Source organism: Acinetobacter sp. CFCC 11171, from assembly GCF_003268405.1.
In the GTDB taxonomy this organism is placed as follows: domain Bacteria; phylum Pseudomonadota; class Gammaproteobacteria; order Pseudomonadales; family Moraxellaceae; genus Acinetobacter; species Acinetobacter amyesii.
Genome location: NZ_LQXP01000024.1, coordinates 34365 through 55713, shown reverse-complemented (window position 1 = coordinate 55713; position 21349 = coordinate 34365). Strand labels below are relative to the sequence as shown.

17 protein-coding genes, 6 tRNA genes and 2 pseudogenes are annotated in these 21349 nt (G+C 41.5%); 8 read left to right on the top strand and 17 right to left on the bottom strand.

Features of this window, described 5'->3' with window-relative positions; all coding sequences use genetic code 11:
- Positions 1-172: 172 nt before the first annotated feature.
- From AVJ20_RS12095 to AVJ20_RS12085, 3 genes are read left to right on the top strand one after another with little or no spacing between them, the layout of a single operon-like run.
- Positions 173-673 carry a YfiR family protein gene (locus AVJ20_RS12095; protein ID WP_171319270.1) on the top strand — a complete coding sequence of 167 codons (501 nt, stop codon included), beginning with the start codon at positions 173-175 and terminating at the stop codon, positions 671-673.
- Positions 670-1887, top strand: coding sequence for a diguanylate cyclase domain-containing protein (locus AVJ20_RS12090; RefSeq protein WP_111885396.1), 1218 nt, complete (start codon positions 670-672; stop codon positions 1885-1887). The genes AVJ20_RS12095 and AVJ20_RS12090 overlap by 4 nt, the downstream gene beginning before the upstream one ends.
- A gap of 8 nt (positions 1888-1895) precedes the next feature.
- Positions 1896-2375 (top strand): OmpA family protein, encoded by a 480-nt coding sequence (locus AVJ20_RS12085; RefSeq protein WP_111885395.1) that lies wholly within the window; start codon positions 1896-1898, stop codon positions 2373-2375.
- 114 nt (positions 2376-2489) lie between these two features.
- On the opposite strand, the gene AVJ20_RS12080 is transcribed toward AVJ20_RS12085, so the two are convergent.
- From AVJ20_RS12080 to secA, 10 genes are all read right to left on the bottom strand, one after another.
- A tRNA-Pro gene (locus AVJ20_RS12080) sits at positions 2490-2566 on the bottom strand.
- A 17-nt stretch (positions 2567-2583) separates the two neighbouring features.
- Positions 2584-2659 (bottom strand) — tRNA-His (locus AVJ20_RS12075).
- A gap of 105 nt (positions 2660-2764) precedes the next feature.
- Positions 2765-2841, bottom strand: a tRNA-Pro gene (locus AVJ20_RS12070).
- Positions 2842-2844: 3 nt separating this feature from the next.
- Positions 2845-2920 (bottom strand) — tRNA-His (locus AVJ20_RS12065).
- Positions 2921-2964: 44 nt separating this feature from the next.
- Positions 2965-3041 (bottom strand) — tRNA-Arg (locus AVJ20_RS12060).
- Between the two features lie 45 nt (positions 3042-3086).
- Positions 3087-3163 (bottom strand) — tRNA-Pro (locus AVJ20_RS12055).
- Positions 3164-3317: 154 nt separating this feature from the next.
- Complete coding sequence (gene nadA / locus AVJ20_RS12050; RefSeq protein WP_111885394.1) at positions 3318-4385, bottom strand: quinolinate synthase NadA; 1068 nt, start codon at positions 4383-4385, stop codon at positions 3318-3320.
- A gap of 153 nt (positions 4386-4538) precedes the next feature.
- Positions 4539-5759 carry a bifunctional glutamate N-acetyltransferase/amino-acid acetyltransferase ArgJ gene (argJ, locus tag AVJ20_RS12045; protein ID WP_111885393.1) on the bottom strand — a complete coding sequence of 407 codons (1221 nt, stop codon included), beginning with the start codon at positions 5757-5759 and terminating at the stop codon, positions 4539-4541.
- 160 nt (positions 5760-5919) lie between these two features.
- Positions 5920-6276: a hypothetical protein gene (locus AVJ20_RS12040; protein WP_078194125.1), complete on the bottom strand. Its 357-nt coding sequence runs from the start codon at positions 6274-6276 to the stop codon at positions 5920-5922.
- A gap of 144 nt (positions 6277-6420) precedes the next feature.
- Positions 6421-9144 carry a preprotein translocase subunit SecA gene (secA, locus tag AVJ20_RS12035; RefSeq protein ID WP_111885392.1) on the bottom strand — a complete coding sequence of 908 codons (2724 nt, stop codon included), beginning with the start codon at positions 9142-9144 and terminating at the stop codon, positions 6421-6423.
- A gap of 337 nt (positions 9145-9481) precedes the next feature.
- Between secA and AVJ20_RS12030 the strand changes: the two genes are divergently transcribed.
- The 3 genes and pseudogenes from AVJ20_RS12030 (at position 9482) to AVJ20_RS12020 (ending at position 11819) form a co-directional block, all read left to right on the top strand.
- Positions 9482-10117 carry a peroxiredoxin gene (locus AVJ20_RS12030; protein WP_111885391.1) on the top strand — a complete coding sequence of 212 codons (636 nt, stop codon included), beginning with the start codon at positions 9482-9484 and terminating at the stop codon, positions 10115-10117.
- A gap of 292 nt (positions 10118-10409) precedes the next feature.
- Positions 10410-11236 (top strand): annotated as a pseudogene (locus AVJ20_RS12025) (MBL fold metallo-hydrolase).
- Entirely contained in the window at positions 11226-11819 is a 594-nt protein-coding gene (locus tag AVJ20_RS12020; RefSeq protein WP_111885390.1) for a dual specificity protein phosphatase family protein, read from the top strand. Before AVJ20_RS12025 ends, AVJ20_RS12020 begins: the two are co-directional and overlap by 11 nt.
- Before the next feature lie 20 nt (positions 11820-11839).
- Here the strand turns inward: AVJ20_RS12020 and AVJ20_RS12015 are convergent.
- From AVJ20_RS12015 to trpA, 4 genes and pseudogenes are all read right to left on the bottom strand, one after another.
- Positions 11840-12816, bottom strand: a pseudogene (locus AVJ20_RS12015) (SPOR domain-containing protein).
- Positions 12813-14096 (bottom strand): bifunctional tetrahydrofolate synthase/dihydrofolate synthase, encoded by a 1284-nt coding sequence (gene folC, locus AVJ20_RS12010; RefSeq protein ID WP_111885389.1) that lies wholly within the window; start codon positions 14094-14096, stop codon positions 12813-12815. Before folC ends, AVJ20_RS12015 begins: the two are co-directional and overlap by 4 nt.
- Complete coding sequence (accD, locus tag AVJ20_RS12005) at positions 14093-14989, bottom strand: acetyl-CoA carboxylase, carboxyltransferase subunit beta (protein WP_111885388.1); 897 nt, start codon at positions 14987-14989, stop codon at positions 14093-14095. Before accD ends, folC begins: the two co-directional genes overlap by 4 nt.
- Entirely contained in the window at positions 14986-15789 is an 804-nt protein-coding gene (trpA, locus tag AVJ20_RS12000) for a tryptophan synthase subunit alpha (protein ID WP_078191221.1), read from the bottom strand. The genes accD and trpA overlap by 4 nt, the downstream gene beginning before the upstream one ends.
- 363 nt (positions 15790-16152) lie before the next feature.
- On the opposite strand from trpA, the gene AVJ20_RS11995 reads away from it, so the two are divergent.
- Positions 16153-17487 carry a Na+/H+ antiporter NhaC family protein gene (locus AVJ20_RS11995; protein WP_111885387.1) on the top strand — a complete coding sequence of 445 codons (1335 nt, stop codon included), beginning with the start codon at positions 16153-16155 and terminating at the stop codon, positions 17485-17487.
- Between the two features lie 84 nt (positions 17488-17571).
- Here AVJ20_RS11995 and AVJ20_RS11990 read toward each other — a convergent pair whose 3' ends face one another.
- Positions 17572-18600, bottom strand: coding sequence for a helix-turn-helix transcriptional regulator (locus AVJ20_RS11990; protein WP_111885386.1), 1029 nt, complete (start codon positions 18598-18600; stop codon positions 17572-17574).
- A 145-nt stretch (positions 18601-18745) separates the two neighbouring features.
- Between AVJ20_RS11990 and AVJ20_RS11985 the strand changes: the two genes are divergently transcribed.
- Entirely contained in the window at positions 18746-19621 is an 876-nt protein-coding gene (locus AVJ20_RS11985) for a metal-dependent hydrolase (RefSeq protein WP_078191325.1), read from the top strand.
- Between the two features lie 51 nt (positions 19622-19672).
- Here the strand turns inward: AVJ20_RS11985 and AVJ20_RS11980 are convergent, their stop codons facing one another.
- Positions 19673-20665, bottom strand: coding sequence for a DUF2804 domain-containing protein (locus AVJ20_RS11980; protein ID WP_111885385.1), 993 nt, complete (start codon positions 20663-20665; stop codon positions 19673-19675).
- Between the two features lie 139 nt (positions 20666-20804).
- Positions 20805-21329, bottom strand: a complete 525-nt coding sequence (locus AVJ20_RS11975; protein WP_111885384.1) for a DUF1543 domain-containing protein — start codon at positions 21327-21329, stop codon at positions 20805-20807.
- Between the last annotated feature and the right edge of the window lie 20 nt (positions 21330-21349).

Below are 21349 nucleotides of genomic sequence, written 5' to 3'. Positions count from 1 at the left end.
TTTCACATCCGTTGCAACACCTTTTTTATGATTTATTTTACGCATGTCGCTTTTTTGAACACATAAACATTCTTTTGTATTATTATTGGGCTATATACGCCCTATTTCATATAATAAAACGTATATAAACCCAATTTTCATTCCATTTAATTTAAGACATTTTTGATTTCGTATGGTTGTTTTTAAAAAAACTGCCTATTTAATAATGGCGTGCTCCATTTCACCCTTATTATATGCAGCTCCCACAGCAAATATTTTCACAACCACTTTCTCTATTTTGAGTTATGCCAAGTGGGAAACCACTTCACCCAAATTTTGCGTGATTAATAATTCAAGTTTAGTCAATGATTTTAAAAAACTTGCGCCAACCCACAGCACTTATAAAATTACAGCCATCAATGTGATTGACATCAAATCTAGTCATTGCCAAGTTTTATTTTTTTCCAATCTATCAGCAAAAGAAGAACAAAGTATTTTAAACAACCATGTTAATTTCCCCGCCCTCTCTCTAAGTAGTAACAATAGTGAGTGTGAGTCGGGCAGTGCATTTTGTTTGTATAAAAAAAATCAGAGTTATTCGTTTAAAATTAATATGGAAAGCTTAACGCAGTCACAAATACATATTGATCCACGTGTTTTATTACTGGCGAAGTCCTCGGAGTCAGCTGAATGAAACAACTCTATAACCCAATTACATTACACCAATTATTTACGCGTTCGCAGCTCACTATCTTTGCTTTAACTTTTACGATTTGTTCTGCGATTTTTTTGGTTATTTCCACTTATACTATGCATACCTATGCAAAAAATAGCTTAACGATTTTATCAAATGCGATAAACGAACGTGTTCAACCCGCTGTGGTGTTTAATGACCAAACAACGATGCGTCAAATTTTAAACGAATACACTCAATTGTATCCCATTCGATCGATAGAAATTACCAACCTTCAAAATGCGTCGCTTGCTCATGCTGAGCAAAAAGAAATTTCAACATTTTCCAGCCAAGCGATTTTAGATTATTTCTTTTTTAGCCAACCGATTCGCTTAGATATTCATCATGATCAGAAAAATTACGGCGAACTGGTCGTATATGGAAACTCTTCAGATTTAGTTAGTTTCTTCCATAAAATTTTATTGGGTTTATTTTTAGGTTTTATACTTTTATTGGCTACCGTGTTTTGGTCGGTGAATTCTGTTTATCAATACTTAATGCAATCCGTTCGCTCGATTGTTGAATCAGCTCAAACCATTAGCATTAAGAAAGATTATAAAATGCGGGTTTCAAACTCTGATATTCAAGAATTACACGCACTCAGTACCGCCTTTAATGGTTTACTTAGTGAAATTGAACAGTCAAATAAAAACTTGATTTCAGAAAATGACAAGCTAATTCATCTAGCACGTCATGATGCATTAACCCAATTGCCAAATCGTAATTATTTTTATGAAAAGCTGTTTGAGCTATTTGACTTACAAGCGAACGCTGCTGTGTTCTTTGTCGATATTGAAAACTTTAAACATGTGAATGAACAATATGGACACTTAGCTGGAGATGCAGTACTGCGTGCCTCATCACATTGTTTAAAACAAGCACTACCAGATGATGCTTTAGTTGCACGACTCGGTGGTGATGAATTTGCAATTATTATCAATCGTTTAAATGTCCTAACAGAACTCGAGGTCTTTTGTCACAAAATACATGAATGCTATGGTTCAACATTTGTTTATGAGCAACATAATATTACATTACAAGCTAATATTGGTGTGGCACTGATCCAAAATGCGAAATCGCCAGAAGATCTAATCGCTGATGCGGATCGCGCCATGTATGATGCTAAACTTTCTAATAATCATTGGTGCATTGCACTTCAACGCCCCAACTCATAGGAGTTGCTATGTTAAAGAACGCATTTAAAGTTTTATTTATACTTGCATTCACGGCTACTATGACAGCCTGCATGAGTTTAGGTAACTTAAGCTATAAACAAGCACGTATGCTTAAAAAAGAAGGTTTTGTCTTGACCAATGATGGTTGGACACTTGCCCTACCAGAACGACTTTTATTTGGTTTTGATGATTATCAAATACAACCTCACCAACAAGTCAAGTTAAATACCCTCGCCACTCAACTGATTAAATATGATCTAAACAAAATTAAGTTTATTGGTCATACGGATAATGTTGGACAAGCCAATTACAACCAACAACTTTCAGAAAAACGTGCGCAAAGCGTCGCAAACGTCTTTTTAAAGCAAGGTTATAACAGTTCAAATATTCAAATTATTGGCCGTGGTGCTGAACAACCTATGGTTTCTAATGACACCGAAACCAATCGTGCCATCAACCGTCGTGTAAATGTCACGATCATTCCCTAAATAGCGAAATTTGGAAAAGCCACCTTATGGTGGCTTTTTTATTGTGTTTATAAATTTTAGGCATAAAAAAACCGCTATATGCGGCATCCTTTACAGTATTGTTTTTGAAATAAATGGTCGGAGCAGTAGGATTCGAACCTACGACCCCCTGGTCCCAAACCAGGTGCACTACCAGGCTGTGCTATGCTCCGCTTTCAACTTTAAAAGTTGGGGTGAATGATGGGATTCGAACCCACGACAACCGGAATCACAATCCGGGGCTCTACCAACTGAGCTACATCCACCATCATGTTCTTGCTTGTGAATAACCAATATAACGCATTTTAAATTACAGGCATAAAAAAACCGCTGTATGCGGTATCTTTTATCGACCGTTTTCTTTGAGAAAATGGTCGGAGCAGTAGGATTCGAACCTACGACCCCCTGGTCCCAAACCAGGTGCACTACCAGGCTGTGCTATGCTCCGAATTGGGGTGAATGATGGGATTCGAACCCACGACAACCGGAATCACAATCCGGGGCTCTACCAACTGAGCTACATCCACCATCACAACAAGTTTCAGATTCTAGTATCAGAACACCATTAAAATGGCGCGCCTGACAGGATTCGAACCTGTGACCATCCGCTTAGAAGGCGGATGCTCTATCCAACTGAGCTACAGGCGCATTACCGATGACATAGACTATCACGCGATTTTTGCCTTGAGAAATTGGTCGGAGCAGTAGGATTCGAACCTACGACCCCCTGGTCCCAAACCAGGTGCACTACCAGGCTGTGCTATGCTCCGTTTCATCTCAGCTTTCGCTGTATCGCATATCGTGCGGTACGGTGTGCATTCTAGGCGTGACGTTGATTAACGTCAACACCTATCTTCAAAAAAACATAAAAAATCATTTCAAGCGATTATTTATCAAGCACTTTAATCATTTTTCAAGCAAAAATTAACGTTTTAAACTGGCACTGAAATTCAACATCCGATCTAAAGGCAATTTAGCACGTTCAGCCAATGCCGGATCTACAAAAATTTCCTGATCGCCTTTTTGTAAAACTTCGAGAATGCCATCTAATTCATTCATCGCCATCCAAGGGCAATGCGCACATGAACGACAAGTCGCTCCCTCACCTGCCGTCGGTGCTTCGATGAGAATTTTATTCGGCACAGCTTGCTGCATTTTATAAAAAATACCGCGATCTGTTGCCACGATTAAACGTTCGTGTGGCAAGGTTTGTGCAGCCTTAATCAATTGCGAGGTGCTACCGACGGCATCTGCAATATCCACCACAGATTCTGGTGACTCTGGATGTACCAAAACTGCTGCATCAGGATACAGCGCTTTCATATTGGCAATACCACGTGCACGGAACTCTTCATGGACAATACATGCCCCATCCCATAGCAACATGTCTGCACCGGTTTTCTTTTGAATATAGCGACCGAGATGCTGATCGGGTGCCCAAATAATTTTTTCACCTAAACTATCTAAATGCTCAACAATTTCAACAGCACAGCTCGAGGTTACCACCCAATCTGCACGCGCTTTCACTGCCGCCGAGGTATTGGCATATACCACAACCGTATGATCCGGATGTGCATCGCAAAATTTGGTAAATTCATCGACAGGACAACCCAAATCAAGTGAGCATGTTGCCTCTAGAGTAGGCATCAGTACGGTTTTCTCAGGAGATAAAATCTTCGAGGTCTCCCCCATGAATTTCACTCCTGCAACCACCAACGTCGTTGCTTCATGATCCCGACCAAAACGTGCCATTTCAAGTGAATCCGAAACGCATCCACCGGTCTGTTCTGCTAGTTCCTGCACTTCAGGATCACAGTAATAGTGTGCAACAAGGACAGCGTTACGTTTTTTGAGTTCCGCTTTAATTAATTCAAACTTTTCAAGCTTTGCAGCTTCCGTTAAGTGATGCTCTTTAACATCACCCAAACGATCCAAATGCGCTTGTACAATTGATTTTGCTTCATTTGCAATTAAGTTGTTTGCATTATTCATCACAACGTCTTCTCTACCCTTAATGCCTGCTACTACACAGGTGCTTCACAACTGACCCATAAATATGGCACTTGGCTATTTTTTACCGGTCATTAAAAAGTTCCACTTATAAAAAAGCCTCACAACGGAGGCTTTTCAAAAACATCAAATATTTTATGAACGGTAATCTGCGTTAATCTTGACATAATCATACGACAGGTCACAGGTATACACAGTATCTCGCGCACTGCCACGTCCTAAATCTACACGGATCGTGATCTCAGATTTCTCCATCTCTGCAGCCCCTGCTGCTTCGGTATAATCTGCTGCGGCACCACCGTCTTTACAGATTTGAACATCACCTAACCAGACCTGAATTTTTTCAACATCTAAGTTTGGCACACCTGCATAACCAATAGCTGCCAAAATACGCCCCCAGTTTGGATCTGATGCGAAGATTGCAGTTTTAACCAACGGTGAATGTGCAATGCTATAAGCAATATCACAACATTCTTGAGTATCTGCGCCGCCTTCTACCGCCACAGTAATAAACTTCGTCGCACCTTCACCATCACGGACAATGAGCTGTGCAAGACGCTTCATTACACGTGTTAACACGTCTAAAACAGCAGCATAACGTGAATCTGATTCTGAAGTAATTTCTACGCCACCAGCTTGGCCCGTTGCAATCAAAATACATGAGTCATTGGTCGAAGTGTCACCATCCACCGTAATACGGTTAAACGACAGGTTAACTGTGGTTTTCAAAAGCTGTTGCACCAGCTCACGGCTAATGGGTGCATCAGTTGCCACATAGCTCAACATGGTCGCCATATTTGGACGAATCATGCCTGCGCCTTTAGAAATGCCTGTCATAGTATACAGAACGCCATCTAACTCAAATTGTTCAGATGCACCTTTAGGTGTTGTATCTGTGGTCATAATGCCCGTTGCCGCATCCAACCATGCATCTTCCTGCAAACTATCTAATGCGGGTTGCAAGCCTTGAACCAAACGATCAATAGGTAATTGCTCACCAATTACACCTGTTGAAAATGGAAGAACTTCTGTATTTTGAACACCTGCTAGTTCTGCCAGTTTCGCACACGTCGCCTCAGCATTTGCCATGCCGATTTTGCCAGTACCGGCATTGGCATTTCCGGTATTAATCACCAAATAACGTGGATTACCTGCCAATAAGTGTGCTTTCGAAATATGAACAGGCGCGGCACAAAATGCATTTTGAGTAAATACGCCTGCAACATTAGAACCTTTAGCAAATTCAAAAATGACAAGGTCACGTCGGTTCTGATAGCGCACATATGCTTCAGCCGAACCGATTTTTACACCTTTCACCACATGCATCTGTGGCATAGATACGTCACCAACTGCCATTTTTCAACGTCCAACTATATGAGTTATAAAAAATACAGCTTAGTGCAAAATCTATAAAAAATCGAGCAGAAGCACGGTTTTGCTGTAATTTTATTGTGGATTTCTTTTGCACATAAAAAAACCAGCCTTTCGACTGGTCTTTATCGCTGTTCGTCGTAAATTAGTTACGCGCCAGCTGAGTTGCTTCATCAAGAAGCACTTGTTTCGCTTTTTGTTGACTCGCAGCAGAAAGGGCTGGGTTTTCAGCCACAATACGGTCAGCATTCGCCGCATTGGCTGCTGCAATTTTTGCAGTTTGCAATACGATTGGACGATTTGGATTGGCAAAGGTATAACGAATACCCGTACGCGGGCTTGCTACAGTCACTTGACCGTCAGTACCAACCTGTACTTGAGTTGTTGTTGGACCAACTGCTTGTTGAACTTTCTCTAAAGAAGTCGTCTGAGGAGCGTTTGCAAAGGCAAAAGTTGGCAAAGCCAAAGCAGCAATCATGAACGGTTTTAGTACTTTTTTCATTGTCTTTTCCGTCTTACGGTTATTGATAGAAACTAAATAACATTTAATCTACTGCACTGCAAATACTATTCAGGTCAGATTAGTAGTGTAAATAAAAAATCAGAGCGCGAAGGCTCTGATTTATTTGAAATTAAACAATGCTGTTTAAATTTTACCGTGACATTGTTTATATTTTAGACCTGAACCACATGGGCAAGGCGAGTTACGACTTTCTGGCGGAACAATCACTTGCTCTGCAGGTGTGTATTGCGCATCGATAACATCATTACCATTGGCTTCAGCCAACAAATTATCAAAGTCATTGTGTGACAATTGAAGATTCATTGATTCAGCTTGAGCCTGTTTTTGAGCTTCCATTTCTGCAAGTTCTTCGGCTGTAGGCACATGAATACGAGATAAATCTGTCACGACATCGGACTTAATCACAGCAAGCATGTTTACAAATAAATTAAAGGCTTCTTTTTTGTATTCTTGCTCAGGATTTTTCTGCGCATAACCACGTAAATGAATCCCTTGACGTAAGTAATCCATTGCTGCCAAATGCTCTTTCCAATGGCGGTCCAATGAATTCAACATAAAGTGACGTTCGAGCATTGCAGCCGTTTCGTCACCCATTTGCGTACGACGTGAACGGTAGTGCTGAAGAACTTCATCAGTAATACGTTCAACCAAAGCCTCTTCATCCAAACGACGATCTTGCTCTAACCACTGCGAAATTGGCAATTCAATCGATAGATCTTCACGTAGCGCCTTTTCAAGACCTTCTATATCCCACTGATCGTGAATAGACTCAGGTGGAATATATATTTCGATCATGCCTTTAGTCACATCCTGAATCATCGTTTCGATGTAATCTTGTAAAGACGGTTCAACAAGAATTTCATCACGCTGAGAGTAAATAATCTTACGTTGTTCGTTGTTTACGTCATCGTATTTCAATAGATTTTTACGAATATCGAAGTTACGTGCTTCAACTTTACGTTGTGCATTTTCAATCGAGCGTGACACCATTTTATGCTCAATGGCTTCATCTTCTTTCAGCCCCATGGCACGCATCATTGCAACCACGCGATCACCTGCGAAGATACGCATCAAGTCATCTTCAAGCGACAAGTAGAAACGTGATACACCTGGGTCACCTTGACGGCCCGCACGACCACGTAACTGGTTATCGATACGACGAGATTCATGACGTTCTGAACCAATGATGTGTAAACCACCAGAGTTCAGCACCATTTCATGATTTTGTTCCCACTCTGCTTTCAAACGTGCTTCATCTGCTTCAGTCGGCTCTTCAATCTTCGCCAGCAACGCTTTCCAGTTACCACCTAACAGAATATCAGTACCACGACCAGCCATGTTAGTCGCAATGGTTACTGCACGAGGTGAACCCGCTTGCGCAATAATATCCGCTTCGCGCTCATGTTGTTTCGCATTAAGTACTTCATGTTGAATACCAGCTTCTTTCAGCTTATCTGATAAAATTTCAGAGGCTTCAATGGTTGCTGTACCAATCAGAATCGGCGCAACACCCGCTTCATGAATACGTTGAATTTCTTGAATGATGGCGTTGTATTTACCTTCACGGTTTAAATAGATTAAATCGTTTTGGTCATTACGAATCATTGGGCGATGGGTTGGAATAAGTACAACATCCAAGCCATAAATTTCTTTCATCTCTGCAGCTTCAGTATCTGCAGTACCCGTCATACCCGATAATTTTTTGTATAGACGGAAATAGTTCTGGAATGTTGTAGTTGCTAAAGTTTGGTTTTCAGGCTGAATTTCCAAACCTTCTTTTGCTTCTACTGCTTGATGCAAACCTTCTGACCAACGGCGACCCGGCATGGTACGACCAGTGTTTTCATCGACAATGATCACTTCACCTTCGTGGATGATGTAATGCACGTTGCGTTGGTATAGGTAATGCGCACGAATGGCCGCAGAAACATGGTGTACCAAGTTTAAATTAGCAGATGAATATAAACTTTCACCTTCAGCAAGCAAGCCCATTTGAATCAATTCAGCTTCAACAGTTTCATAACCGACTTCGGTCATTTCTACAGAGCGCTGTTTTTCGTCAATCCAGAAGTGACCGCCATCTGGTACCTTTTCTTCTTTTTGTGCATGAAGTTTTGGTGGAATGCTGTTAATTGCAGCATACAACTGAGAAGAGTCTTCTGATTGACCAGAAATGATCAACGGTGTACGTGCTTCATCAATCAGGATCGAATCGACCTCATCGATGATGGCATAGGTTAAGCTGCGCTGTTTTTTCTCAGCAGCAGAAAACACCATGTTGTCACGCAAGTAATCGAAACCGAATTCGTTGTTGGTACCGTAAGTAATGTCAGCTCGATACGCTTGAGCTTTTTCAGTTGGGTCTTGCATTGAGTAAATAATCCCAATGCTTAAACCTAAAAATTCGAATAATGGACGGTTTAACTCAGCATCTCGCTGTGCGAGATAGTCGTTCACCGTAATCACGTGAACACCTTCACCACTAATCGCATTGAGGTAACAAGCAAGCGTTCCCATGAGGGTTTTACCTTCACCGGTACGCATCTCTGCGATCTTACCTTCATGTAAAGTAATACCACCAATCAGCTGTACATCATAATGACGCATGCCCATGACACGCTTCGCAGCTTCACGACAAACAGCAAACGCTTCAGGTAATAATTTATCAAGGCTGTCGCCTTTTTTATAACGTTCTTTGAATTCTTCAGTTTTTGCAGATAAGTCTGCATCGCTTAGAACAGATATCGTCGGCTCGAGCGCATTAATCTTCTCTACGATTTTACGCATGCGTTTGAGTTCGCGCTCATTTTTGGTACCGAAGATTCCTCCGATCAGACTTGCCAACATGAATAGACTCTCTAAATCTTGCTTGTCAAATGAATATATTTTCTTAGTCGTTATTATGGTGCTAGAAATTCGAAGTACAAGGGTTTTGCACAAAAATCCCCTTAAATATTCTGCGCTCGGGTTCTAGCCCCGGAGACTTAAGGCAAGCTAATGTAACAAATTTTCTGCAGACAACATAGTGACTCTGTCGTGAGATATTTCGCATTTATCCCCCAATAAAACTGTTTTATATGAAATATATTCATAAAGAAATGAAAAAACACTATTTTTAATCATAAAAAAAATCCTTCATATTTATTTTCAAGTTAAACAAATTCAATAAATACGGGGATATTCCATGACGATTCGTTTAGGTGATACTGCACCAGACTTTACTCAAGACTCAAGCGAAGGCAGCATTCATTTTTATGACTTTTTAGGTGACAGTTGGGGCATTTTATTTTCGCATCCTGCCGATTACACCCCAGTCTGCACCACAGAACTTGGATTTACCGCAAAACTAAAAGATGAATTTAGCAAACGTGGTGTCAAGGCCATTGCCCTGTCTGTTGATGATGTTGAGTCGCATCATGGTTGGATTAACGACATTAATAATACTCAAAATACCACGGTGAACTTCCCGATCATTGCAGACAAAGACCGTAAAGTGTCCACCCTTTATGATTTCATTCACCCCAATGCCAGCGAGACATTAACTGTTCGCTCTTTGGTGATCATCGATCCAAATAAAAAAGTCCGTTTAATCATTACTTATCCTGCATCTACAGGGCGTAACTTCCATGAAATTTTACGTGTCATTGATTCTTTGCAACTGACAGACAACCATAAAGTTGCAACACCCGCTAACTGGCAACAAGGTGAAGATGTGGTAATTGTGCCGTCATTAAAAGATGAAGCTGAAATCAAACAACGCTTTCCTCAAGGGTATAACGCCGTTACGCCTTACCTTCGTTTAACGCCTCAACCTAAGTAAGGATAAAACGGAGCATTACGCTGTCCGAGCGCAAGATAAGAAGCTCTGCGGCGAGTGACCAAAGCGAAGGTACAACTTTAACTATTTTTAAGCGCGGCACCTGAGTCAACGATGGATCATAACCATAGTTAGTTTAGTTTTCCCCTCAGAACGAATGACGAGCCCGTTCTGGAATTCTCCAACCTGCTCATCTTCGGATGAGCTTTTTTTGATTACAAATTCCTCTCAGGGATTAGATTGGTTAAACCTCTCAAATCCGTTATAACTAAGAAAAACTTGAAAATAACAAACCGTGATTCATCAAATTCATCATTTACATTGTGGTAGTTTTTGTCCAACGTGTGCCCCTTTATTTGGACAGAAAGGCTTTCGCGCACATTTGGTCTGTCATTGCCTGCTCATTGAAACTGATAAAGGGCTCGTCTTAGTCGATACAGGACTGGGCTTACAAGATTATTTGCATCCACAAAATCGTTTAGGTCGGTTTATTTCACGCACAGCGCAGATCAAATTTAATCCGCAACTGAGTGCGATTCATCAAATTCAAAAATTAGGCTTTAAGGCTCAAGATGTTCAACACATTTTGTTGTCACACTTAGATTTTGATCATGCTGGCGGGATCTCTGATTTTCCGCAGGCGACTGTGCATGTCTTAGCCAGTGAATATAATGCCACTCAAAACCTTCATAGCTTAAAATCACGACTGCGCTATCGACCACAGCAATTCCAACTGCATCGTTATTGGAATTTTATCGAAAGCATCGGGACGCAAGCATGGTTTAACTTAGAACACACTGCCGGTCTGTCTATTTTTCAAGATGACATTTTAATGCTTCCACTTTTGGGACATACCGCGGGTCATGCCGGTATTGCGATTAAAAATAACCAGCGCTGTTGTTATATTGTGGCGATGCTTATTACTCACAGCATCAATTAAATCCAAATTTTCATTCGCGGGCCTTAAATCAGCTTGAGCGTTTATTTGCCACCAACAATACACAGCGACTGCACTCCCTTCATAAGATTCAGCAGTTAGCGCAGCATCCGGACATCGATCTCATCTGCGCACATGACCCTTTCGAACTCGCTCGATATCAGAACACAAACTATGACCGCTAAAATCCTGCCAATGATCCTACTCAGTGCTAGCTTCACGGGTTGCATGACATCAAATCCATTACCGTTAAATGAACGTCCTCAGCATTGGGGGAAAGTCGTTCATCAACAGCATAATTTTTATCAAATCAGCCCAACGCTATTTCGCAGTGAACAACCTGATGCAGATCTCGCCCCTGTTCTACGAGAACAGCAAATCGATGTGATCATAAATTTACGTTCACGGCATCATGACCCAGAACGCTTAAACAATGTCATTGATACGCAAAAGATTAATTTTGTACATATTCCGATACACACGTGGCAAATCGATCGTGAAGATTTACTGGCGGTGATGAAAACCATAAAAGAAGCTGAACAACAGCAGCAAAAAGTATTAATCCATTGCTACCACGGCTCAGACCGTACAGGCGTGAGTGTGGCCATGTACCGTATTATTTTTCAGCATTGGTCCATTGAGGAAGCAAAACGTGAAATGAAACAAGGTGGCTATGGCTTCCACCCTATTTGGAAAAATATTGACCGATTATTCAGCCCTGAAAATGTAAAATGGATTCAGCAGCAACTACTGAATCCATCTTATTAAAGGTCATTCCTCAAATAAACTTAGCGTTTATCGAGTGGTACCCAATCAATCACCCACGCAGATTTCATATTCAAACTTGCATCTGAATTGATCTTTTTACGTGTTGCGTCCGCAGCATCACGGTCCTTCGAAGGGCGACCATAATACGAATGCCTTTAGATGTAGGACTCTTCGTCACTTTATAGCCTTTTGCACGTAATTTTGCAGCGACAGCATCTGCATTGGCTTCATTGGCAGCCAATGCAACTTGCACCATCCATTGCTTATCGCCATTTTCCAACAGATCACGTGCTTTTTCAGCTTCAGCTTTTTTCTTAGCTTCTGCTTTACGCTTTTCTTCTGCCTTGTGTTTTTCTTCGGCTTTACGCTTTTCTTCAGCTTGTTGCTTCGCTTCGGCTGCTTTCTTATCTGCTGCTTTTTTCTCAGCTTCAGCATGTGCTTTACGTTCAGCTTCTTTTTGAGCATCCGCTTTACGTTTTGCTTCGGCTTTTTGTTTATCTGCTGCGATACGTGCCTGATCAGCCTTTTGCTGCGCCGACTGAGTCTCTAACTTTTTTTGAGCCGCCAACTTATCCTCAGCTAAACGCTTTTGCTTAGCTTTTTCATCTTCAACCAATTCGGGAGGAATATTATCCGAACTTTGTTGAGCTGAACGATGTGCGTTTAAAGCCGCATATTCTTCTGCTGCTTTACGTGCTGCATCCGCTTCCGCTTGTTGTTGCATCGCTAAAAATTCTGCTGCACGTGCTTCTTGCTCCGCAACCGATTTTTCACGGGTACGTCGTTGTTCTTCGAGCAAACGCTTTTCAGTTTCAACATCAACAGTCAATGATGACATTTTACCCGCACCCTGACCTTGTTGCTCAACTTGAGCCATTTCAGGGGTTTGGCTTTGATTTTGATGTATTTCTTCTTTGCCTTTAAGTAAAAGTGCGGCCAGCAGTACACCACCACCTAATAAAACAACACCACCCATCCAGCGTTGTTTGTTATTCATTGACATTCTTCCAGATACTCCCATACCGCTTCTAAGGTATGAAATGAACCACATACCAGAATCAGCTGATTATTCTTTGTTTCTTCCAGCGCGGACTTAAAAGCTAATTGCACATTGTCATAATGTTCTACGACTTGATGCTGTAGTGCGCTATCCAATTGTGTGATAGATGCCGCACGTGGCACATTTAATTGTGCAATTTTCCACATTCTTACCGTATCTTTCAATAAGTTAACGACAGAATTTATGTCTTTATCAGTCAGCATGGAGAAAACGCTGATCACTTCTGTGTATTGTTTATTGTATTGGAGGAAATTTCGCAATTGCTTTAACAAAAATTCAACACCATGCGGGTTATGTCCCGCATCGAAAATCACCGTTTTTCCTGCAATTTCTCTAACTTCAAAACGGCCTTGTAACTTGGCATTGATAATCCCTTGAGCGATCGACTGCTGAGAGACCACCAAACCACTGGCCAATATTGCTGCTACAGCCGTAGAGATATTTTCGAGTGCCAAAGAACCCGCGGGTAGTTTTAAGGTTGAACCTGATGAGGCAAACATCCAAGATTGTCCGTCATCACTGTACTGATAAAAATAATCACGATTGAGTACATGTAAAGCGGCTTGGCAATCTTCTGCTTTTTGACGAATGGCTTCAGGCAAAACTTGCTGCCCACCAAAAATTACGGGAATATTTGGACGAATAATTCCTGCTTTCTCAAAAGCAATTTTTTCAATGGTGTCGCCCAACCAATCGGTATGGTCTAAACCAATATTGGTAATCACTGCAACATCTGGATCGACGACATTGACCACATCAAGTCGACCGCCAAGACCCACTTCGAGGACCCATACATCGCAATGTTGCTGTTTAAAAATAACAAAAGCGGCCAAAGTGGTCGCTTCAAAAAAAGATAAACTTAATTCACATTCACGACGCGCCTGATCAACGGCCACAAAAGCATCAATCAGGGTTTGGTCGGCCACTTCAACACCTTGAAGCTTTACACGTTCATTGAATCGATAGATATGCGGTGATTGGTATAAACCCACATTATAACCTTGCGCATTTAAAATGGCAGCCAATGTCGTTGTGGTTGAGCCTTTCCCATTGGTTCCAGCAACCGTCAGAACTTTGGCATCAGGCTGAGTTACGCCCAATCGATCTGCAACAGGAATTACCCGCTCCAGTCCTAAATCAATACCCGTAACATGAACATGGCTCCAATAATCGAGCCATGTGTTTAAAGAATCAGTTGCAAGTGGTGCTGTGTTCAAGGCAAGTTCATCAATTTCGCTACAATACGATAAACTGTATCACGTAATGCATGACGATGAACAATTTGATCGACTACACCATGATCAAGCAAATATTCCGCACGTTGGAACGGTTCTTCCAATTTTTCACGTACAGTTTGCTCAATTACACGCTTACCAGCAAAACCAATCATGGCTTTCGGCTCAGCCAAATGAACATCACCGAGCATTGCCAATGATGCAGTCACACCACCATAGACTGGATGTGTCAGCACCACTAGATAAGGCAAGCCTGCATCTTTCATTTTTTGGATGGCAGCAGAAGTACGCGCCATTTGCATTAAAGACAACATGCCTTCTTGCATACGCGCACCACCAGAGGCAGCAAAGCAAATAAGTGGTTGTTTGGATTTAATCGCAAGTTCAGCTGCTTGAACAAAACGGTCACCGACAACAGTACCCATTGAACCGCCCATGAAATCAAATTCAAATGCGGTTGCAATCATTGGAATGCCTTTCAGCGTTCCTTGCATCACCACTAAAGCTTCTGTTTCACCGGTTTTCTTCTGCGCTTCAGACATACGGTCTGGATACGCTTTGCTATCTACAAATTTAAGTGGATCTTTGGCTTTAAATTCTTGACCCAATTCTTTTTGTACTTGGTCAAAGAACCAGTTCAAACGATCACGCGCTTTCATTCGCAAGTGTTCATCACACTGCGGACAAACGTAGGCATTAAATGACATTGCAGTACGAGTCACAAGTGCATGACACTCAGGACATTCAATCGTCGGCTCAGTAAATGTCGCCTTTAATGCTTGCTGTTCATCAGGTACATGAATACCTGGTACCGCACGCTCTGTCCATGGCGTAGATGCGCTCAGAATTTTGCCTGTTTTTGCGTCTTGACTCATACTAACTCATCGAGCGCAGCTCGAAGCTCCTTCACTTTATTCACTGTTTCGATTACAGCTTGTTCTGGCGCTAAGTTTGCAAATTGTTTAACAAAAGCACTACCTACAATCACCGCATCTGCAGCAACACCCATGGCTTTCGCCGATGCTGCATCACTAATACCAAAGCCAACGCCGACAGGTACCTGAGTATACGATTTGATTTTTTGAATACGTGCCGCAGCTTCAGCAACATCTAACGTCGCTGCACCTGTCACACCTTTCAAAGAAACATAGTAGATAAATCCACTGGCTTGTTTCACCACATGCTGAATACGTTCATCAGTGGATGTTGGCGCAAGTAAGAAGATTTGATCCATGTCGTATTTTTTCAATACTGCATCTAAATCTTTTGCTTCTTCTGGTGGAAGGTCCACCAAGAGCACGCCATCTACACCGCATTCATGTGCATAGGCAACAAACTTTTCATAGCCGATTACTTCAACAGGGTTTAAATAGCCCATCAGTACTACTGGTGTTTCTGTATCGTTTTTACGGAACTCTTTCACCATGTTCAAGGCATCTAGAGTATTGGTTCCTGCAGCAAGCGCACGCTCAGCGGCAAGTGCAATAACAGGACCATCCGCCATTGGGTCTGAAAATGGAAGACCCAATTCGATCACATCTACACCTGCCTCAACCATTTGATGTAACAAAGGTACCGTTACTTGTGGATGAGGGTCACCAGCCATAACATAAGAAACCAAGGCCTTACGCTGTTGAGATTTAAGCGTTCCAAATCGAGTGGCTAAACGTGACATAGGGTTATACTTTCCTTGAATGAATCAAAACTATGATGTGGGTTTTGTCGAAATACAAGACATCGCATTGTAACGCTATTTTTTACCCATTGAACAGGGTATACAATCCTCAGTCGGCATTTCTCATGCAAACATAATTTTCCAGAACAACCCGAAAGCATCATTTACCGATATTTCAGTTTTTTTCACAATGATCAAAGATGCCTAATTTTAGGATCTGGCAAAATTATAAGGTTTTAGACTAACTTAATTTTATCATCAAAAAAATGTTAAAAATAACAGGCTTAGCGTTTACATTTTAATTTTCCTTAAATTGCAAAACCTGCTTTATACTAGCCGCATACTTTTATTTTTTTATCTCCTATGTCCTCCGATTCACAAGTGAAAGTGCCTGCTCGGGCATTTGCACTGCTCCCGCTTATTGTTTTTCTGACCATTTTTTTGGGCAGTGGTATTTACCATTCCATCATTGGAACTGAGTTTGCGTTCTATCAAGTGAAAGCCCCAGTCGCTGCTCTTCCTGCAATTGTATTGGCAATTTTGCTCTATCGCGGCAAGATAAATGACGCGATTGATACATTTATGAAAGGTGCTAGCCACCCGAATTTGATCTTAATGTTCATGGTCTTTATGCTCGCTGGTGCTTTTGCCAGTGTCAGCAGTGCCATCGGTAGTGTTGATGCAACAGTGCAGTTAGGACTATCAGTGATTGCACCTGAGTTCGTGCTGCCTATGCTGTTTATTATTGCGGCCTTTATTGCCACAGCGATGGGAACCTCCATGGGCACTATTGCAGCCTGTGCACCAATTGCCTTTGGTTTTGCTCAAGTCACCGAAATTGAAGCGGTGTATGCCATTGGTGCTGTGGTCGGTGGTGCTATGTTTGGTGATAATCTGTCGATGATTTCAGATACCACTATTGCTGCAACGAACAGTCAAAAAGTTCAGCTTCGCGATAAATTTAAGGTCAATGTCTGGATTGCTGTTCCTGCATCGATTGTCAGTATTTGTATTTATTTATTCATGAGTCAAGGCTCACAAGCGATTGAACATAAAGCTTATAATGCGTGGCTAATCCTGCCGTATTTAGCCGTATTTATTTTGGCCTTTTCACGTTTGCACGTGCTTGCTGTGCTGACTATTGGTGTCTTACTGTCTGGATTGATTGGTTTGGTGATTCAACCTAAATTTAATTTTTTAAGCTTAAATAATTCTATTTATGAGGGCTTTACCGGCATGTTTGAAGTTGCCCTGCTTTCTATTTTCTTGGGTGGTATTTCTGCCATTATGCAAAAAGAAGGCGGTTTAGAATGGCTGATTCAACGTATTTACAGCATGACACGCTGCTTTAAAGTTGGTGCTGAACGCGCAGGTGAAATTGGTATCAGTTTCTTGGTGATTTTCTCTAACCTATTTGTAGCAAACAACACTGTCGCAATTATTTTATCTGGTGACATGGCACGTGAAGTCGCCAAAGAATATGGTGTAGACCCTAAACGTGCTGCAGCGCTCTTGGATATTTTCTCTTGCGTAGTCCAAGGTCTCATTCCTTATGGTGCACAGCTGTTACTGGCTTGTTCGATCGCAAAACTTTCGCCTGTGGAACTGATTGGTAGTGTGTATTACTGTTGGGTCTTGGCAATCTTTGCAATCCTTGCCATTTTACTTCGGTATCCAAAATTAAAAGCTGCGGCATAAGTTTGGCTTTAAAGAAAAGCGGTCGTTTGACCGCTTTTTTTAATGTTGTTTGAAAGGCTTTTCTTAACGAGCAATCTGCAAGTTTTATTCTAATCTCAAGGCTTTTTTTCGCGCTAATAATGTCTCTCCGCTATATGCCTTAAAAGCACGTGCCAAAGCAGACTGATCTGAATATCCTAACTGCAACGCGATATCCGTCAAATGGGTTTGTTGTGAAAGTAGATATTCACAGCGTTTCATCCGTTCAAGCTCCAAAAGCCGTTTAAAGGAGGTGTCTTTCTCCTTTAACTGTCGTTGCAAGGTTCTGACTGACAGATGTAACTCCTCTGCTAACCACTCTATTTTAGGGGCTTGCTGTTTTCGTTTGAGATGATCAGCGATGCATTGTTGCATCTGTAGAATTGGATCTGCATGTTGCGGACGCGCGGCGATCGCCTCTTCGGCCTGACGTAATAACAATTGCATCAGTGACGGATCAGCAAGTTCTGACTTTAAATCCAAACTGTCTGCATGAATCACAAATGAATATTTAAGGGTCGAAAATTCCATTTGGCAGCCATAAAACTTTTCATAGTGATAACGTGCCATCCGCGGCGCATGGGCAAAATGAATGCGGAGTAACTTTAAAGAATCTGGAAAAATTTGCTTGGCCAAATGTGCCATACAGGCCATGGTCAACTCATTCACCAAAACATATTCATCATCATGCTGTGGCCAAGACAGAATAATTTGATGATCTTGATGGCTCATATTCATTGGCACAATTTGCGCCCCATCAATCACCAAACGACTAAATCGCATCACATATTGCAAAGCATCTGCAACGCTATTACTCAGTGTCGCCATATAGCCTAACACCCCAAAATGCTCCGCACGAATATACTTGGCCATTTCAAAAACCAATTGCGGACAATCCAGATGCTGCTGAGTCAGTTGCATGATGCTGTTAAAAAAAGAATTCGGCGATTGAGAGTCGATCGGCAAAGACAGCACATGCTGAATTTGCGCAGCATACGGCGCAATCCATTCGAGCTGTGTATAGTTTAATTCACGCTCAATTAAGACCATATTCCATAGTTGGAAGTAACCATTTGGGATCTGAATTTCAGCCATCTCGCCCCTCTTTCTGACCTGCCAATTCTGACATTTTATATTTTCTTCATGGCGTAAAATGTATAAAAATTGGCAATATCTGTCAAAACAAAGTGCAATTTCTCCGACATACTGCAATCAATACGACTCGCACAGAAAAAATATCATGAATGCTATCGTCAAATATCAAGTCGAACCCATTGTTCGCACAAAACTAAATTTTAAGTTGGAAGAAATCCCGCGCTATTGGTTTGGCGGAGACCCCTTTTTAACTCGTATGTTTGATGCCTTGAGCCTGACCTTTCCTGATGGCGAGCGCTATTTTATTGAATCTGTACGACTGTTCCGCAGTCAAATTCAAGACCCTGATTTACAGCAACGTGTCGCTGACTTTATTCGTCAAGAAGCGCAGCACGGTATGGCGCATGACAAAATGAATATGTTGATGAAACAACAAGGCATGCCTGTCGATGCGTTCATTAAACGTCTGAATAAAATTTTTAAATTTGAACTGAGCAAACGCTCACCTGAATACAACATTGCCATGACGGCTTCTGCCGAGCATTTGACTGCGCTGATGGCTGAAACGTTCTGTAGCCAAAAGTCCGTACTAGAATCTGCGCATCCTTATGTCCGTGCATTATTTATTTGGCATGCGATAGAAGAAATGGAACATCGCGATGTGGCTTTTGATGTGATGAAAGATGTGGCTAAGGTCGATGAAAATTTAAAGAAATTCACTTTGGTTTGGACCAGTGGATTGATGCTCGGCTTTACCTTATACCGTGCCAATGTGATGCTGAAACATGACGGCTTCAGTTTCACTGAACGTTTAAAATTAAATATGAAAGGCTTACCGTGGTTCTTTGGTAAAAATGGCACCCTCACCCGAATGAGCAAGCCATATCGAGATTGGTTTAAAAAAGACTTCCATCCGAGTCAGCATCCCATTGTGCAAAATTATGATCTTTGGTTAAAAACTTATGAAGAAACCAATGATCCAATTCAAGCTGCAGAAGTGTTTTGGCAAGCTGCAAAATAAAAATTGAATAAAAAAAGCCGCAACGATTGCGGCTTTTTTATAGGCTTAGACTCACCATTTGGCATAGTGCTGCTCAAGTAAACCATATTCATTTAAGAATACAATTTCTTCGCCATCACGTTGAATTGTACCGCTAATTTTTGCCTGCCATTGACTGAACTGACTACCAACCAATCTTAAGTTCAAGTTTTCATAGCGCCGCCAACCTGTGGTGACGATCAAATTTAAGCTGTTGTCTAAAGAACTAATATTCCATTGATTATCGCCTTGTTGCTGGAACAGCACATCAGACATGGCATATAGATGTCCATTGACCCAAAGGCAATTTTCATTGCCAAAGCTTTCATTTACCCCAGAGGCAAGATTGATCCCAACGCGTCGATTTTGACTGTCCCAAAAGTTACACGATAACCAAAACCATGCGGTTTCAGGACGAAGAAAACCACAGGTATCATCTAAAGACACCAATGTCCGGTCATGGAATTGAATGGTCTTGCCTTGCTTATTGATAAAGAAACCTTCACAGCCTAACGTCGTCAATTTTTGAGTATAGGTCCAACCATTAATCCCTGTGGGGCTACACATACTCAGCGGATCAGTCCCTGCGCAAAACACTCGAGCGCTCAGTTTGAGTTCGCCATGTTTCGACATTTGAATGTATCGCACACCATTGGCATGCTGAATGTCCAGTTGAATCCCTGACTTAATAAAATGACTTTGATTAAATAAAGGTTGTTCATCTAAAACGGTATTACGTGACAGGAAATTAATCGAATTCCATTCCAATACTTCATTCGAAATATGATCATACACATAGACAAAACCGTGCCCCGCCCACGCGATATCGGCGATCGCTAGACCAATCGTATAATGTTCATGCTGAATACAACAAAATTTAAATTTTTTATATTTTAAACGCTTACGCCAACCTTGAAGTCGTTTTCCATACGGTGTCTTATATTCATACTTACTTAAATCGATTCGATTGGGAAGTTCACTAAAACGCCCATAATGCGGCTGTCCATTCGGCCGTATTAAATCCATATACGCCATTCCATTGAGGTTTAAGGTCTAAATCCTGAATGTTATTATGCCCATTATTTAACGCCTGAAAAGACAATCCATCTGATTTCAGGCGAATATCACAAAAAAATATAAAAGCTGACATTTCAGCTCTTAATCATCACAAATGTTCATTTATTAAGATGTAATCATTTTTCCATGAATTTTGCTGGCTATGCGGGGTTTCAACCAATTCGATATAGCGCCCATACACATGATCAATCGCAATACAATCATCAACATCTAGGGTTCGGTCGGTATGCTGTTTTTGCCAATGTGACTCAAAAAAAGCCTTGCCTCGTTGTTTTGCAACAACGGCATTTTGTCCTGTCACCAAAACATAACGATGTAATTCACCAAATTCGCGGGCATCATATCCCCCGAGATTAATCAGCCATAATTTTTCATCTTCAGCTCGGGGCGCGGCATCACAAAATTGGATGCGATAATGCCGATTTTCAGTGCTGACTGTATGTACTTGTGCCCAAGCATCAATATGTAAGCCTTTTTGCTCACCAAACCATGCCGTTCTCAGTTGCGGATAAACCTCTTCTAATGCGTTACCCACTGCAAGAATGACGTCATGCACTTCAATATTTGCTCTTGAATGGCGTCCGCCGAGCATCACCATAAATAAACTGGACACAATCTCCCCCTATTTTTGAC